Source organism: Mobilitalea sibirica, from assembly GCF_015999265.1.
Lineage (GTDB): Bacteria > Bacillota > Clostridia > Lachnospirales > Lachnospiraceae > Mobilitalea > Mobilitalea sibirica.
On the sequence record NZ_JAEAGR010000005.1, the window covers coordinates 173,565 to 189,782 of the forward strand.

General features: G+C 34.6%; 14 protein-coding genes. All 14 read left to right on the plus strand.

Annotated elements, in window-relative coordinates:
* The first annotated feature begins 130 nt into the window (after positions 1 to 130).
* Positions 131 to 988, plus strand: coding sequence for a hypothetical protein (locus I5677_RS06965; RefSeq protein ID WP_197660845.1), 858 nt, complete (start codon positions 131 to 133; stop codon positions 986 to 988).
* The gene (locus I5677_RS06970) at positions 966 to 1,220 is read left to right on the plus strand and encodes a hypothetical protein (protein ID WP_197660846.1); all 255 of its coding nucleotides are present in this window, start codon (positions 966 to 968) and stop codon (positions 1,218 to 1,220) included. Before I5677_RS06965 ends, I5677_RS06970 begins: the two co-directional genes overlap by 23 nt.
* Positions 1,217 to 2,380 carry an SAF domain-containing protein gene (locus I5677_RS06975; RefSeq protein WP_197660847.1) on the plus strand — a complete coding sequence of 388 codons (1,164 nt, stop codon included), beginning with the start codon at positions 1,217 to 1,219 and terminating at the stop codon, positions 2,378 to 2,380. The genes I5677_RS06970 and I5677_RS06975 overlap by 4 nt, the downstream gene beginning before the upstream one ends.
* Positions 2,370 to 3,038 (plus strand): hypothetical protein, encoded by a 669-nt coding sequence (locus I5677_RS06980; protein ID WP_197660848.1) that lies wholly within the window; start codon positions 2,370 to 2,372, stop codon positions 3,036 to 3,038. Before I5677_RS06975 ends, I5677_RS06980 begins: the two co-directional genes overlap by 11 nt.
* Before the next feature lie 4 nt (positions 3,039 to 3,042).
* A complete protein-coding gene (locus I5677_RS06985; RefSeq protein WP_197660849.1) occupies positions 3,043 to 3,849 on the plus strand; it encodes a hypothetical protein in 807 nt (268 codons plus the stop codon).
* A gap of 26 nt (positions 3,850 to 3,875) precedes the next feature.
* Positions 3,876 to 5,690: an ATPase, T2SS/T4P/T4SS family gene (locus I5677_RS06990; protein WP_197660850.1), complete on the plus strand. Its 1,815-nt coding sequence runs from the start codon at positions 3,876 to 3,878 to the stop codon at positions 5,688 to 5,690.
* A gap of 40 nt (positions 5,691 to 5,730) precedes the next feature.
* Entirely contained in the window at positions 5,731 to 7,749 is a 2,019-nt protein-coding gene (locus I5677_RS06995; RefSeq protein ID WP_197660851.1) for a hypothetical protein, read from the plus strand.
* A 140-nt stretch (positions 7,750 to 7,889) separates the two neighbouring features.
* On the plus strand, positions 7,890 to 8,405 hold the full coding sequence (locus tag I5677_RS07000) for a hypothetical protein (RefSeq protein ID WP_197660852.1): 516 nt from the start codon (positions 7,890 to 7,892) through the stop codon (positions 8,403 to 8,405).
* A gap of 26 nt (positions 8,406 to 8,431) precedes the next feature.
* Positions 8,432 to 8,902 (plus strand): hypothetical protein, encoded by a 471-nt coding sequence (locus I5677_RS07005; RefSeq protein ID WP_197660853.1) that lies wholly within the window; start codon positions 8,432 to 8,434, stop codon positions 8,900 to 8,902.
* A 51-nt stretch (positions 8,903 to 8,953) separates the two neighbouring features.
* Positions 8,954 to 9,400 carry a hypothetical protein gene (locus I5677_RS07010; RefSeq protein ID WP_197660854.1) on the plus strand — a complete coding sequence of 149 codons (447 nt, stop codon included), beginning with the start codon at positions 8,954 to 8,956 and terminating at the stop codon, positions 9,398 to 9,400.
* A 53-nt stretch (positions 9,401 to 9,453) separates the two neighbouring features.
* Positions 9,454 to 9,825 (plus strand): hypothetical protein, encoded by a 372-nt coding sequence (locus I5677_RS07015; protein ID WP_197660855.1) that lies wholly within the window; start codon positions 9,454 to 9,456, stop codon positions 9,823 to 9,825.
* A gap of 14 nt (positions 9,826 to 9,839) precedes the next feature.
* Positions 9,840 to 10,949, plus strand: coding sequence for a hypothetical protein (locus tag I5677_RS07020; protein WP_197660856.1), 1,110 nt, complete (start codon positions 9,840 to 9,842; stop codon positions 10,947 to 10,949).
* Between the two features lie 16 nt (positions 10,950 to 10,965).
* Positions 10,966 to 14,490, plus strand: coding sequence for a bacterial Ig-like domain-containing protein (locus I5677_RS07025; protein ID WP_197660857.1), 3,525 nt, complete (start codon positions 10,966 to 10,968; stop codon positions 14,488 to 14,490).
* Positions 14,490 to 16,166, plus strand: coding sequence for a hypothetical protein (locus I5677_RS07030; protein WP_197660858.1), 1,677 nt, complete (start codon positions 14,490 to 14,492; stop codon positions 16,164 to 16,166). The genes I5677_RS07025 and I5677_RS07030 overlap by 1 nt, the downstream gene beginning before the upstream one ends.
* Positions 16,167 to 16,218: the final 52 nt, after the last annotated feature.

Below are 16,218 nucleotides of genomic sequence, written 5' to 3' on the forward strand. Positions count from 1 at the left end.
CTAAGTAATATCAAAAATGTAATATCAAAAATCTAATTCTAATCATATCAAGTCTCTATATTTCTATTATTCATTTCATAATTCTTCATAATAAATCTGATTTCTATAAGTTAATAAGGGGGTATTCTATTTGAAAATTGCGTTCTGGAGCAACGGTGTAGACCCGTGTGGAGTTACTGCGAATCTGGCAGCAGTCAGTGTTGCTACTGTTATTCGTTATCCATATAGGATTATCGCATTGGAAAATCATCTATGCCAAGATAATCTCGGCAAGGCATACATGGGAATATCACGGGCAGGTATCACTGGAGAGGCAGGAATTCACTACTACGAAGGTGGAGGTATTGAAAGTTTACTTCGAAGAATCTACCATGGAGAGAATAAATCCGGTATTCTAAAATCTTATATCAGAGATATTATACAGGAACATCTGTATTATATTCCGCAAAGCAGAGTAATACATAATGAATTATTCAATTATGAGTTCAATCATAGCGCCAATCATCTTTTTCATCTCTTAGAGGAATATGCTGATCACAGTTTTATTGATACGGCAGGCTTTAATAATCTTAGTACAAGGACAATTCTTGAGGCAGCAGATCTTATTGTTGTTAATCTATGTCAAAATCAAATTTATCTTGAAGAATTTTTCGATAATCACTCATCCCTTATATCCAAAGCAGTATTTATTGTTGGAAAATGTACGCATCAATCCATCTTTAACAGCAAAAGAATATCAAAGTTATATAATATTCCCACAGAATTAATCGTAGAAATACCTTACAATGAACATTTTTATAATTCCATGATGAATGGGAGTGTAGTAGAGTTTATTTCCAGAAATTATTCTTGTTCAAAAGAAAGCACGAATTATAGATTTATTCAGTCTATAAAAAAAGCTACAGGTTTGATTATCAACAGTGTAGAGTTGATACACACAAATCATAAGGAGATGAAAACCGCAAGTGTCTCAGATACAATTATTTAGAGGCGTTCTAATTTATATAACAGGAGCATTTCTTTTTGGTGTTCTGATTTATATCGTTGGTTATAAAAACAATATAGGGTTAAGAAAACGAAGAAGTGAGTATAAGAATAGAGAGTATAAGGGCAGGAATGATATTAAGTTCTGGATTATTATAACTTATCTATGTATCTTGGCTTGTCTGGTTATGCTTACATTTATTATACTAAAATACTTTATCAGAGGTGTGGTATGAGAATAAGAAGAAGATTTAAACGAACAACAAGGCAATATATTATGGTTGCTCTTATCTGCATTGTTGTGATTGGAGGTGCCGCATCTTTTACCTCAGTTGTTATAACAGGGCAGATTAGAGATGAGTATCAGACAAAGTTAGACAAAGCATATATGGATATGAAATTGAACCAAAGAGGAGTTTTTATTGCCACAACTGATATAAAGTCTGGTGACTTCATTACAAAGGATAATGTAGATTTTAGGACAGTTTATGCATCACAACCGAAAGAGACATACATCGGTTCAGAGGGAATAGGAAAAGTTGCTATCTTGGATATTCCTGCCGGAACCCACATACAAAAAGGTATGCTTACATCCAATACAATATCCTCTGAATTTCGAGAACTAGAGTATAATGTGATACATATCAGTTCCAATATTATCAGTGATGATACGGTGGATGTCAGGATATTCTATCCGAATGGTGAATCCTATGTGGTTTTATCAAAAAAGATAGTTAAAGGATTGATACCCGAAAGCTCTACCTGTTATCTATGGCTTGATGAAGAGGAACATCTAAGAATGTCAGCTGCTATCGTAGATGCCGGATTATATCCGGGTTCCAGATTATATGTTACAAAATACATTGAACCCAGAATACAGGAAGCATCGATTATAACCTATACTCCAAGTCTATCAATATTATCTTTGATAGAACAAAATCCGAATATAGTCGTACGTTATTCACAGGAATTAAATAAGCAGGTAAGGAAGGCTTTGGAGAACCGATTGGCAACGAATATGGAGAACGATGTGTCTGCGGTAGAATGGGAGGTTATGCCGGATGTAGGATATGTACCTGTTCTTCCTATACCAGATTTAGAAACTGATGACGATGATAATAGTTCAAACAATGAGATGTCATCTACGCAGGGTTTAAAAACAGATAGTGCTTCTTCAAGCACAAAACATAAATCCGATCTAGCATCAGAAGAGGAGCAGAACTCGTCCGGTGGAGATGATAACGAGTCTCTATCAAATATATATAAGCCTTCAGCGAATAATTCTAATCTTTATGAAAAAGATGACCATGGAGCTGACTTGGGGAATAGTAATGATTTTTTATATTATGCAGAGGAAGCGGCTGCGAAGGATGGTGATACCGAATATGGCGAGTAATATAATTGCTTATGTCGGTATGGATAGTTTTGATGTCATGCTGTATTTATCCAGACTATTATCGGTGTTAGGAAAGAAAGTTTTACTAATTGATCATTCAGAAACCTTGTCGCTCACATATTCTATTCCTCAACCGGAAGGGGTTAGTTGTAAATCAGATATCATACATTACAGAGGAATCGAATTTACTACAATGGTAGTAGCAGATGAGGTGATTAAAGAATATGACGATGTTTTAATAGCCTATGGTTATACCAGGCAATTCCAAGATATCCATTACTGCAACCGTATCATTTATGTAACGAATCTATATAGGTATAATCATGAGAGATTACTAAAACTCAGACATAAGGATTATATTGGTAAGAGTGTGGTAAGGTCATTGCTTGTGAAAGATATTATATCTTCATTTATTGATCTTGAAATAATATCTGAGAAAATTGATCCGTTGATCCATAATAACCAGATTGACTATCTGTTTATGGATGAAAGGGATGAAATAAGCAGTCTGTTATGTCATCATAGCTATCTACCTTGTTTAAAGAAGATAACAGGACAGATGAAGAAATATCTGATGAATGAAGTAAAAAATATGCATCCTCAGTTAGAATATAAACACATTAAATGTGCCTTACATAAGGCAAGGAAAGGAGTGTGAAGGATTGAAAATATCCTATTGGTCACCGGTCCATGGACAGGCAGGAACTACAAGTAACATATTAGTTACTGCTTTAATTGCCGGTATGGTTTATAACAAAGAATGCCTTTTGACACAAACACACTTCAATTTTAATAATATGGAGGCACCGTTAATAGGGAGCAACTCAAAGAATGCCAAAACCACCGATTATTTTCGTGACATAGGATTAGATTCCTTAATCCGTAATTATAAAGCTTCTAAACTAAAACAAGAATCAATTGAAGATTGCTGTATATCCCTTCCGGGTACCGGCATTCACTTATTACCGGGGACTTGTAAGAGTAATAGAGATACCTTTGAAGATGAAATGGAAACAATATTTATAAATTTAATAAGAACAATAGAAAAACATATGGGCATTGTATTTATTGATCTTAATTCAGGTAATCATCCTCTTTCATTGAAGGTGATAGCAGATTCTGATTTGACAGTAGTTAACCTAAGTCAGAACATGGGCTTTATCGATTATTTTTTTGATACCTATTATCATTTAATCTCTAGTAAAACATTCTATTTATTCGGAAATTATGACTGCAATTCTAAATACAATATCTACAATATTCGAAGACGATATCGTAAGTACATTACTCCCCAAAATTCAGGAGCTATTCCTTATAATACTATGTATCATGATGCCCAGTGTGATGGAAAGATAATTGAATTTATAAAAGAGAATCATCAAATTCGAAGATCTGACCATAATGGATTTTTCATGGTTAAGTCGATAAATGCTGCTGATAAGATACTTAAGCAGGCAGGAATACAGTGAAAGGAACATGAGAGGGTGTAAGGAAGATGGCTTTTTCATATGGAAATATAATTATCATAACAGTGATGATTTTGGTTGGTATCATAATAATTTACTTTATCTTTAAGAAAGATCCTGAACCGGAGGAGGATACGAAACAGGAGGATATCTATTCGATTTCATATTTAATACAGGGGGTGCGTAATCTTTTCAATGAAATAATAAATCAGAATATTGCACAACTATATCTCAATCGAAAGGAGACGAAAAAGCGGGAACAACAAAAAGCAAGACTGATTACTGCACTTCGTTGCTGTGCTCAGGGGAAAATCGGAGAAAAAGAATATGTTAAGGATTATATGAAAGACCTACTGCAAAGTAATCTTAATATAAACGAAAATACCATCGACAGGATCATACCTTTTCATGCACCTTCGTTTATGACAGCACAAGATAAATTTGAGATATTACTTTATATCATGAAAAAAGAATATAGTCTCCAAGCATTTCATCAATTGAGTGCTCTGTGCGGTTTTGAAAAACCAAAGAAGAATGCATATGGTACGTATTATGAAATTACCGATCAGGATGTTCATCTCGCTTATGAATTGTATGCTAAACCTTTATGCTATTTAGACAAATTGAATATTGTCACTCAAAGAGTATATCAGGGATCATATGGCTTTTCGATTGCCGATGAGTTAAGAGATATGAATATAGATGGAATATCCGGTGGTGTTTCAGGAATTACTACAGAACAATATAACTACCTAGAAGAAGTGTTTTTGCATGAGGTTACAGGTCAACATCATGCTTATGACAGTCTATGGATTTTTCTTCACGGTAAAGCAATACGTATGTCATTTCTTAGATTTGGAAGTCTGAGTGAATTAATAAGAGTGTGTAAAAATCTATATAGCTATGATAATGTAGGGCACCTTACCTCCACGAATGGATACAAACTTACTTATTTGCAGGATGGGAGTCGTGTAGTAGTCGTCCGTCCAAAGTTATCGACACACTGGGCTTTTTTCGTACGTAAGTTCGACAGTGCAAAAAATATGGGTTTAATGGAATTAATTCGTGATGAGGGTAAGGAAAATGTAGTTGAGGTGATTAAATGGGCTGTAAGAGGATGTTTAAATATCATTTTATCAGGGGATCAAAACTCCGGTAAAACCACAGCATTGAAAGCTATGATACGCTATATAGACCAGAAATACCCGATACGAACAACGGAACAGGAGTTTGAATTATGGTTAAATCATGCATATCCCAAAATAAATGTCATTAGTTTTAGAGCATCTGAAGAAGTAAGTATTATAAACGCAATTAACATTCAGAAGAAAACCGATGCCAGTATTATGATATTAGGAGAAGTAGCCAGTAACGATCTTGCCGCTGCATTTATAACTCTGACTCAGGCCGGAACAAAAGCAACCATGTGTACCTGCCATTGTGTTTCAACAGAAGACTTAGTAGATTATTTTCGAAACGCTATTTTAAGTGAAGGTACCTTTAGCAACGAGCTCATTGCTGAAGAGCAGGTGGCGAATGCAATCAACATCGATATCCACTGGGAAAAGTCCGGTGATGGTCATCGATATATCAGTTATATCAGAGAAATCATTCCTTACCCAAGGGACGAAAAGTGGCCTGAGAATACTATGGATTGTATTGCAGAAGGATTAAAACGAATGTCAAGAAAGAGAACGTTTTATTCCAGGGATATTATTGTTTATAAAGATGGTAGATACATAAGGATGAACTCATTTAGTGATAGATTGGCGAACAAGATAGCAAAGAATTTAAATCAATATGAAAAAGAAGCTTTTCATAACTTTAATAACATAGGAGGATAGTAAAATGATGTAACGATTGACGGCATCATTTATTAATATTATGAATATACAGTTACTACTGGTTATGATTATCAGTCTTAGTATGGTACTTCCGATTGTCTGGTTTCTTGTTCAATCGATAGACCGCAAAGATAAAAGAAAAGTAAATATTGGTGCAGTTATATTTATGAAATCTTCCAAAGGTAGTCCATGGTATCGTCTTTATAGCATGATTCACAAATTCCCCCTAACGGGCAGATACTTAGATAGAATAGATCAAAGATATGAGGTACTTTATCCCGGGGATCCTAGAGCAATTGCAATTAGGACAATGAAAGCAGTCTGTATAACGTGGACAGTATGTATAGCTGAAATCATTCTTTTGTATTTTCTAAAACCAAGTCTACACAATAGTATTATCGCAGTGTATCTATCTTATGTAATTCATAATGAAATCATAAACCTTATAGTTGGCAATACAGAAATAAGGCTATTGGAGCAGATGACGATGTTTATATCTGATGTCAGTCATAATTATCATATTAACAGGCTGGTAGATGATGCTATCTTATCCTCCATAGATGGACTTGGCCATGAAATGAAGGTTCACGCAAACTATTTATACAAAATTGTAACGTCAAACAACCTAAGAGAGGATGTAATCCAGTATAATACAACGACACATAACAGATATCTAAAGATGTTTTTATCTCTGTGTATCAGTGTGATTGAATATAACGATAAAAAGGTTAACGGACAATTATTATTTACAGCTAATCTTAGGCATCTGTTAAGGGAAATAAACATTGAAATACTTAAGCTTAAGAAACTTAAGTATGTTTTTACTGGTACCGTATTTGTGACGGTCGCAGTGTGTTTACCGATTGATGCTATCCAAAGGTTTGGGATATCTTTGGTTCCGGAGTTGAAGGATTTTTATCATGGACGAGGCGGAATTATTTTCATTGGGGTCATTATCTTATCGTCTATGACAGTTTATCTACTGGTGAATCACCTAAAAAATATAAGATATCCAATTCCTAAGATGTATAGGTATCTAAAGAAATTAGAACAATTACAGATTATTAGAAAAGCTTTGACGAATTATACAGATAAAAATTATGGCAAAATGCTTCTTCTTAGGGATACTTTAAAGAGAGTAGGTGATACGATATCCCCCAGACAACTGTTACTAAAAAGAATGGTTATATTTGTTATGACCTTTGTATTAGCCTTAGGGATGGTTTTTTATATGCATCATCGAAATCGTCAGAATATAACCGAGGCTGTGAATAATATTGAAATGTTTGCTTCCTCTACCTATCATAACCAAACAGATCAGATTTCAGATACGATTCTTTTGTATGTAAATATATATAAGAATGAGAACGTAACAGAGAGTTACATAAAGGATGAGCTGATAAAGGAGAAACCTCATTATAACACCTTATACCACGAGAAAATAGCAAAGGAGATTGTGGATAGGATTGAAAGATATCAAAGAGAAAATCTTCAGTGGTATGAATTTGCTGTATGTATTGGTCTTTCTGTTATTGCTTATTATATTCCATTTTGGATGGTTTTATATAAGAAAAAGATACTTAGAATTGCTATGGAGGATGAGGTAAATCAATTTAATTCGATTATTTATATGATGATGTATATTGAGCATCTAACCGTAAAAGATCTGTTAGAGCAGATGGAGTTATTTGCCTTTGTCTTTAAATCGTCTTTGCAGGAATGCATTAATGATTATAACAGCGGAGATATCGAGGCCTTGATAAGAATGAGGGAGAAAGAAAGCTATGGGCCGTTTCGTAGGTTGGTGGACAACCTGATACGCTGTGATACTATAGCAATCGATAAGGCATTTAGTGAAATTGCTTCTGACAGGGAAAATCTTCATGACAAGAGAAAACAGGAGAATGAGATATCTGTTCAAAAAAGAGCAGATATTGCGAAACCGCTTTCCTTTGTTCCGGCAGTCTTGGTTACCATATATCTACTGATGCCACTACTGATAGCCAGCTTAAATGAATTGCAGGGCTTTAAAGAAAGTCTGTCAACGGTAGGGTTTTAATCTAATCGGAAGGGTTATATTGCTATATGGCATATTTCTTATATCCGGCCGTATCAAATGAAGAAAAAAATAAAAATGAATTGGATTTTTCAAAGGCATTTTAATCAAACGATAAATTGATTCTATTAAAAAAATATATTATGAAAGGAATTAGAACAATGAAAATTAACTTTTTATCAGATGCAGCTAAGATTTTAATCTTTGCAGCAACAATTATTGTGGTTTGTGTATTAGTCGCAATCGGATTCAAAACGGCCAATGAAGGAAAATCCATTGTAAGTTCAGGAACCAGTCAGCTTAATGAAATGTCCTCCGAATATCAGGATGTAAACAAATCCATCTATAACGGAAGTACAATCTTGGGTAGTGAGTTGGTTAGTATGATTAGCAAGACAATGGAGAAAAAGGAGTACCTGGCAATAATCGTTAAGACAAAAAGCAACGCTACATCCGGAGTACATTATAATTACACATTTAATTATCCTTCAGCTACTACGAATTCCAGTACACTTACAGAGCAGTCTACGAAGAACAACTTAGTACAAAATGACAAAGGAAACGCTAATTACATCAATCCTAGCGCACAGTTCTTAGGAACCGTATACAAAGACAATAATAATAATGTTATTTGTATCGAGTTTGTACAACAGGATTAATCTTTAGATGAATACAAGGTGGTCGTATGAAATTTAATAACATATCAGACATTGGTAAGATACTCATTTTTGCTGCGTCAATAATCGTTGTATGTGTTCTGGTTGCAGTCGGATTTAAGCTAGCTAAGGAAGGGAAATCATCAGTTAATGCAGGTACAAGCCAAATCAATACCATGAGTGCAGAGTATAGCAGTATTGACATAACAGTATATGATAACTGTACAATCTTGGGCAGTGAATTAGTCAATCTAATTAACAAGATAGTTGACAAGCAAGAATATCTATCGATTGTAGTTAGAACCTTGGATGGATCTAGGACAGACTATAATTATAGCTTTGATTTTACAACAAGTGAGTTATCAGGGGAAGGGACGAAGACAATAACGACTAACAAGGCCCTTGGTTCTTATATTAATAAATCTGCCGAATTTCAAGGGTCAATAAAACGTGATGAAAACAATAATATCATTTGTATCTGGTTTGAGCAAAAACCATAAACATTGTATTTGAAATATTTATAATAATAATAGGTAAAGAAGGGTAAGCAGATGAAAATAAATCATATAACGGAAGCGGTAAAAATATTAATCTTTGCAGCTACGGTATTCATTACCTGTATACTTGTGACTTTAGGTTTTCAGGCAGCAGAAACTGCGAAGGAGATTAGTGGTAGTGCGATTTCTAGTATGGCTGAGATAAATAGTGATCTAAAGGATAGTGATATAAAAAAATATGATAAAACTGAAGTTTATGGAAGTGATGTTGTTAATTTTATCAAAAAATATCTGGGAGATTACTCTGTAACAGAAACTGCACCGGTATATGTATTAGTAAAGACATCCTTAGCAGAAAATACATATACAAACGGAGTTTATATCTCAGATATTAGAAACTTTTCTAACGCAATGTATATAAAACCGACAGCAGTTTTTACAGGTGAAGTTATCAAGAATGCCAATGATGTTATAGTGGGAATCAATTTTATACAAATATAATAAAAACATAATCGTCATATATTGAAGCGGTTATATAAAACGAAAGGTATCGCATGGAGAATATCAATAAGTTACTCTACGTGGCATTAGGAACTCTGATTTTTTGCATAGGTATATTTTTAATGTTTGTAATGGCAATGAACTATCATAAAACTCTTGCTACAACAAGAGAAATAATAAAGAATGATAATTTATATCAGCAATACTTTACGAAAGAGAAGGAATTTGTCACTCATGGAGAATTGATTGCAACCTTATTACAGCCCCTAGATTATAATCTTAGCATTGATGGTGTGCTAATACTGTTGGTAGAACATAATGAAGAGAAAATCATTGATTATAACATCAGAGAAGTAAACTATATAAAATCATATCAACGGGATGCGATTGGAAATATTATATGTATGGAGTACACGGGTAACTAGGAAGGAGTTGATAAATGTATCATATGATTCATTTCTATGAATTATTTCTCAATAGTTTTGGCGAGCCAAATGCATTGCATAATTATATGGTTTTTTCTCTCATATGTATAATTTCTATACCTATCATGGCATCTGTTCAACTTGTTATACATGAAGTCGGTCACTGTATCTTTGGTTTGCTGACCGGCTTTCAGTTTATATTTATTCGCATAGGAAGTATAACCTTAATTAAGAGAGAAGGGAAAATCATCATAAAAAGACATAGCCTACCCGGATCCGCAGGTCAATGTCTTATGAGACCAGCCGGAGCGTCTTTTCCAGTGTTACAGGAAGCGTCGGATTGCCTAGATGGTTTCATAAATATTAACTATCGATACGGCTTCTATATGATGGGTGGGATTATTCTTAATATCATAATGTCTGCCATGATGCTAATACTGGCATTTAGTTCATTTGATATAAGTATTTCAATCAGGTTTAGTTTATTGTTAGGGACTTTTTATGGATTAGGATATGCATTAATCAATGGAATACCTAATACGAAAGGGAAAATAAACAATGATGCAACCAATTTTTTCTACCTTAGAAAAGATCCGTTAGCTAAAATATGTGGTTTCATTCAAATGTCAATTCTGCCTTACATGATAACAGGGTATACCTATAAAAATTTCCCAAACGATATGATGAAAGTACCGAAAGGAGCAGATCTTTCAAATGCTATTATTGGGTGGCATAAACTAAATGAGTGCTATTACCTTATGGACCTGAGACAGTGGGAGAACGCAGAGGATTGTTTAAAAGAATTTGATCCATATTTGGACAGGTTAAGCAGAATGCTGAAAGAAACGGTTTTATTAGAAACGTTGTTTATTAATATTAAAATAGGAAAGAGATCCTCAGTAATCGAGGATTTATATCATATATTAAAACCAGTATTAAGTAATAAAAAAGCAGACTTTCATATTACTAGAGTACGTATGGCATATGAACTTTATAAAGACAAATCGGATATTAACATAGAAAAAGTCCGGTTTGAATTAGATAGGATAACCCAAAATTATTCTAACATTGGGGAAGCAGATTTTTGTTACAGATTAATTAAAGATATAATTATCCCAGGATAAAGGAAGGTAGTAAAAGATGGATGTGGTAGGAAGATATGTAGCTATCATACTGGCAGTCATTTTAATCCTATTGTTTCCCTTACAGTACATTGCTAGGTCGCAGTTAGAAAATATGGACAGCATTATGAAAGCCAGTGCAACAGATTTTACCGAAACCGCCAGGCATCAAGGATATATTACAAAAAAAATGTATGAGGAATTTACCTATAAGCTGGATAAGATAGGTGATCTCTATGATGTATCAATAGAAATAGGTCATCCTGTATCAGGGAAAGAAATAGCAGTTAAAACATTAGAAGATAATATACCAGAAGTAGAACCACAAAAAACATCGTTCATAGATAAAACAATTAATAACATTCATATACATACGGAAGATTGCATCCATAATAATGGAACTAAGGATAATGAAATTACTTCTTTTTCCACGCACACACATACAGAAAATTGTTATGTTGGACACAATCATGAAGCAAGTGGATGTACCATTGGTTATGTTTGTCATGATGGAGCTCTGGTGTTTTCTACAAATCATGGCCCTGTACATGATATGGAATATTCATTTAATTGTGCTACTTGTGGTAAAAAAATATTTATGTTTACTGTAGATTATTTTGATAATAATACGAATTATTTTTTATATACTGTTCGTTGGAGTACATACGCAAATGATTACGTGCTACAAAAGACTAACTACTATATTGATCATGATTTCCAAGGGGAAGATAGTGGATATAGTAATGTATATACTTTGTTTCAGAATATTCCTAATTTGCCACGGAATGCAAAGACGCTTTATAAAAATTATCCTCAACTTAATTTTGTAGGTAGTTATTGGTCTGATAGGAATTGGATCAATATTGTACAACCTCCACAATGCCAATTACCAAATGACACAAATCCTATCTGTAACCAATATGGACATGTTCATACAGCAGACTGTTATGAAGGACATAATCACATAGCCAGTAGATGCCAATTGGGGTATCGATGCTGTAATGGAGCCCCTTTAGTACCAAGTACAGAACAATGGTATGGAACAAAGTATATTTGGACATGTTCTAGCTGTGGAAAAGAGGTCTTTCGTGCAGAATATAGTTATAGTAGTAGTGTAAGCTATTCCATACAAGCTCCACGTATTGCACTTCGTAGTACATCTATCGGATTAGAGCTTATAAGGGCATATATACCTAATACGAATTCCGGGGATAGAAGAGCACAGGACACATATCTAGCTATAGCCTCAAATAATCAAAAATTTTTTAATACAACAAGCTATGATGAGATATATACAAATTATCCTATTTTTAATGAGCCGGCAAATGCTCTATATATTTATGGAGGGGTTGTATACCAAGGAACACCGAGTGATTATATGCCAAATGCCTTATATAATTGTTTTCCCCAAGCCTGTAACGGTAAAACTTTAAGATATGTGAATACAATAACCCATTCACTGGTGACAAGTGAGGCATTCCCTTTTATAGAAGTAAATTCATATAAATGTAGTACCTGTAATAAAGAGGTTTTACATTTGTATTATGTACGAAATTCTACTTCAAATAGTTGTAATAATGACATTATAGTAGAAGGAATAAATGCATCTAATATAGTTCAACAAATAATTAATGAGATGAAAAGTTCAGGTATGATCCCTAATAGTGTTGTAGATGATCGAGTGTTACTTAATCACATCAAGGATAAAACAGAGATAGCAAGTTTAAAAGTAGCTAAATTATACGAGACTTCTTATATTAAAGATATGGGTTCTACATTTGTTCAGTTTTATAGAAGAAAAACCATTAACCCATCAAACTCAGTTCATTATTTATTAAATATCAATGATGAAGATCCTAAGTGCCATTTAGTAGTCACTGGGATAACAGCAACAAATCGTAATCAGACAGTAAAACAAGGGGAAAGTATTGTTACAACAGCGACGGCTACATATTTGGATGGACATACCGAGGTTATTAATTGTACAAGTAATTATAATCCGAACAAATTAGGATTACAAAATGTAACTCTAACTTATTCCGGCTTGGTTGGTAATGCAAGAACAACTGGAACCAGAACCTGCAACGTACAAGTAACAGTTAATTCGAATGCATCTCTAACAAGTATAACTATTACACCGCCTACTCAGAGCATTACTAGATACTCTAATCCATCATTTACGGTAAGAGCTTATTATAGTAATAACACGAGTAAATTGGTAACTGGCTATACGGTCACGGGATTTAATAAGAATACGATAGGGCAACAGTCGATAACTGTTTCATACAGTGAAGGTAATATAACGAAAACAGCTACAGCTACTGTAACGGTAACGAATTTGAAAAAGACATGTTCTACCTGTGGAACGGTTTATTATTTAGACAATCAAGACAGAGATCTCGGATGCTCTGTATGTAGTTCCACAATTATCGGCATTACTGTAAAACCGGACTACGTTACTTTGAATAAAGGCGATAGCTTACCTATAACGGTGGAGGCTGTTTATAAATCCGGAAACACCTCTATAGTTTCCGGATGGACAAGTAATTTCCGTCCGGAAATAGCAGAGCCTCAGGAAGTAACCATTACCTATTTAGGACATAAAGCATATATCATGGTGGATGTTAAAGATAATGTGCTAACCTGTCCTATCTGTAGTAAAGTGTATGCTCTTAATGATGACGGAACAGATCCCGGATGTTCATATTGTAAAACAGAAGTAATCAGCATAGAAGCAATACCGGAATATATAACAATTGATAAACATCAACCATTGAACATAATGGTGACGGCTACATTCCGAGATGGACATACAGAGCAGGTAACAGATTGGAGCACAAACTTTTTAGCAGATCGTACAGGAACATTTCATGTCGCTATCTATTATAAGAATACGATGGACCATATCTATGTCACTGTTTTAGAAGAAGGAAGGTTATTGTGCTCGTATTGCGGTTTGGAGTATAGCTATAGAGAACACCCCGAAGGATGCCCGGTATGTTACCATACCATAGTAGGAATAGAAGCATCACTTCGAAATGGTGGTATTAGCATTCCATACAGATCAACCCTTGCTTTACAAATAGTACTCATCTATCAGGATACACATAGAGAGATTACCTATACTGGATGGACGGCTGGGGGCTATGATTCGGAAAGGATAGGAATGCAAAAAATCACAGTCCGTTATAAAGAACATACAACGACACTTGACATCGAAGTCCTTGACAACCCGCTTCGCGTAACCTGCTCCAATGGACATGTATACTATCTTAATCATGATGGAACGGATCAGGGATGTCCCCACTGCGACATATCTACAACTATGAACAATGCTATTCTGTTGATTGATGTAACATATACATCGGATATTATTGCAACCTTATACGAAGAAGGTATTTATTATATGAAAGAAGGAGATCTGCTAACCGTTACGGTAACACCACGTAAAACATCGCTTCGACATAGAATCAGTCAGATGTTTTTTAAAGGCGGAGTGGGAACCCCTGAGAAAAAATATACCTTTGGAGGGGAGGTAATATAGTGGATGATTTTGAACATATTGTTGATCTAGCCATAGTAATTATACTTATCTTTTTATTTCCGTTACTCTTTTTTGGACAAAAACAGGACGCAATTGTTCAAACAGTAGTAGAAAAGGAGGCATCCCAGTTCGTTGATGAGATAAGGAGTAAAGGCTATGTTACCAAGGAAATGTATGATGAATACGTTAACCAGCTATCAAAAACAGGGTTATTATATGATGTTTCCTTGGAGCACAGACAGTTAATTTATGAACCGGAATACCGCTTTCGAACACCGGAAGAGGTTATAGATGAACAGGATGCAGCCTATACCGGCACAAATACATATCATTATCGTTCTGTTACAACCAACGTACCACATGTAGAGGATCCAGTTTTTAATGGCAATCTTAACACCGAAACCAATGAAAGTGTAATGGAGGATGCTGAAGATACACCGGCACTCCCGGGACATATTCATGCGGATGATTGTTATAACGGAACGAAACATACACATAATTCAAGCTGTGATAGCACATATTATTCTACCTGGAAGCATGTAGAAAGTCAGTCTTCTTCCGAACGTCATAGCGGATGTAACGGATATATCTCCTATTATTCATCCGTTGATGTGTGTGCCGAATGTGGAGTATATTTTCAGTATTCACAAACTTCGTGTAGTGGCAGTTGTGGGACGTTCGAATACTCCTCTGGGTATTCAGGGAATTGCACTTGTTCAGGATATTATGTATATTCCTGTGGTAAAGAAGAGGGAAAATATTATAATGGAGATACGGAAGTATCCCCGAATTGTAATGAAAAAGTAACAGAGCTAACACCAACACATCCTACACAAACCGTATATACAAATGACCCATTAATTACAACTGCAAAGGCAACTTATATGGATGGTTCTACCAAAACAGTTCTTTGCAATACTACCTATGTAACATCATCGGTAGTAGAGAATAGACCGGTTACAATAACCTATTCCTATTCAATTGATGGAACAACATATTCAAAAGAAGCTACTATAACTGTAAATGTTATACCAAGAAATAAAGAATGTGATCATGGACATTTATATAACTTAAATACAGATGAGAGGGACCCCGGATGTCCATATTGTCGGGCATGGTTATCGAATCTGACCGTAGTAATTCCTGATACAGGCAGAATTACTATTTATCGAGGGACAACCCTCCCGGATAATGGTGTTACTTTATTAGCAACCTACTTAGATGGACGAACGGAATATGTTTATTCGGACTATGTAGACAATTTAGATGAATATTATGTGGGTTCACAGAATGTTACGCTTAGTTATAAAGGCCATTATACGCATTTGTATGTAACAACAAAAAGAAATATCGTTTTCTGCTCTGAATGTGGTCGTTACTATGAGCTACATCCGGATGACTCGAATCCCGGTTGTCCATTTTGTCAGTCAAAAATACCTATATTTACAGGAAACGTTATGGAATACATAGATAAAAGATATACGTATGAAATACTGAAAGAATTGTATGAAGGGAGTGGAACTTATTATTTTACGGACCGGGATTATCTCCTTTTATCCTTAGAGAATAAAAGTGCAAGCTGGGGTAGACGATTATTAACGAATATATTTAGAGGTCTTGATGAGAAGTATATAGATTTTAGCTATGGAGGATATGTTCGAGAGAATGGTAGGTAATTAGGTATGGAAAGGAGCGAATAGAACTGAAGCTTTATCATTATGCATTTGT

Coding starts and splice junctions, on each gene's coding strand:
- I5677_RS07000 (WP_197660852.1), top strand. CDS start 7,890: ATGAAAGGAATTAGAACAATGAAAATTAACTTTTTATCAGATGCAGCT.
- I5677_RS07025 (WP_197660857.1), top strand. CDS start 10,966: ATGGATGTGGTAGGAAGATATGTAGCTATCATACTGGCAGTCATTTTA.
- I5677_RS06980 (WP_197660848.1), top strand. CDS start 2,370: ATGGCGAGTAATATAATTGCTTATGTCGGTATGGATAGTTTTGATGTC.
- I5677_RS06990 (WP_197660850.1), top strand. CDS start 3,876: ATGGCTTTTTCATATGGAAATATAATTATCATAACAGTGATGATTTTG.
- I5677_RS07010 (WP_197660854.1), top strand. CDS start 8,954: ATGAAAATAAATCATATAACGGAAGCGGTAAAAATATTAATCTTTGCA.
- I5677_RS07020 (WP_197660856.1), top strand. CDS start 9,840: ATGTATCATATGATTCATTTCTATGAATTATTTCTCAATAGTTTTGGC.
- I5677_RS07015 (WP_197660855.1), top strand. CDS start 9,454: ATGGAGAATATCAATAAGTTACTCTACGTGGCATTAGGAACTCTGATT.
- I5677_RS07005 (WP_197660853.1), top strand. CDS start 8,432: ATGAAATTTAATAACATATCAGACATTGGTAAGATACTCATTTTTGCT.
- I5677_RS06975 (WP_197660847.1), top strand. CDS start 1,217: ATGAGAATAAGAAGAAGATTTAAACGAACAACAAGGCAATATATTATG.
- I5677_RS06995 (WP_197660851.1), top strand. CDS start 5,731: ATGAATATACAGTTACTACTGGTTATGATTATCAGTCTTAGTATGGTA.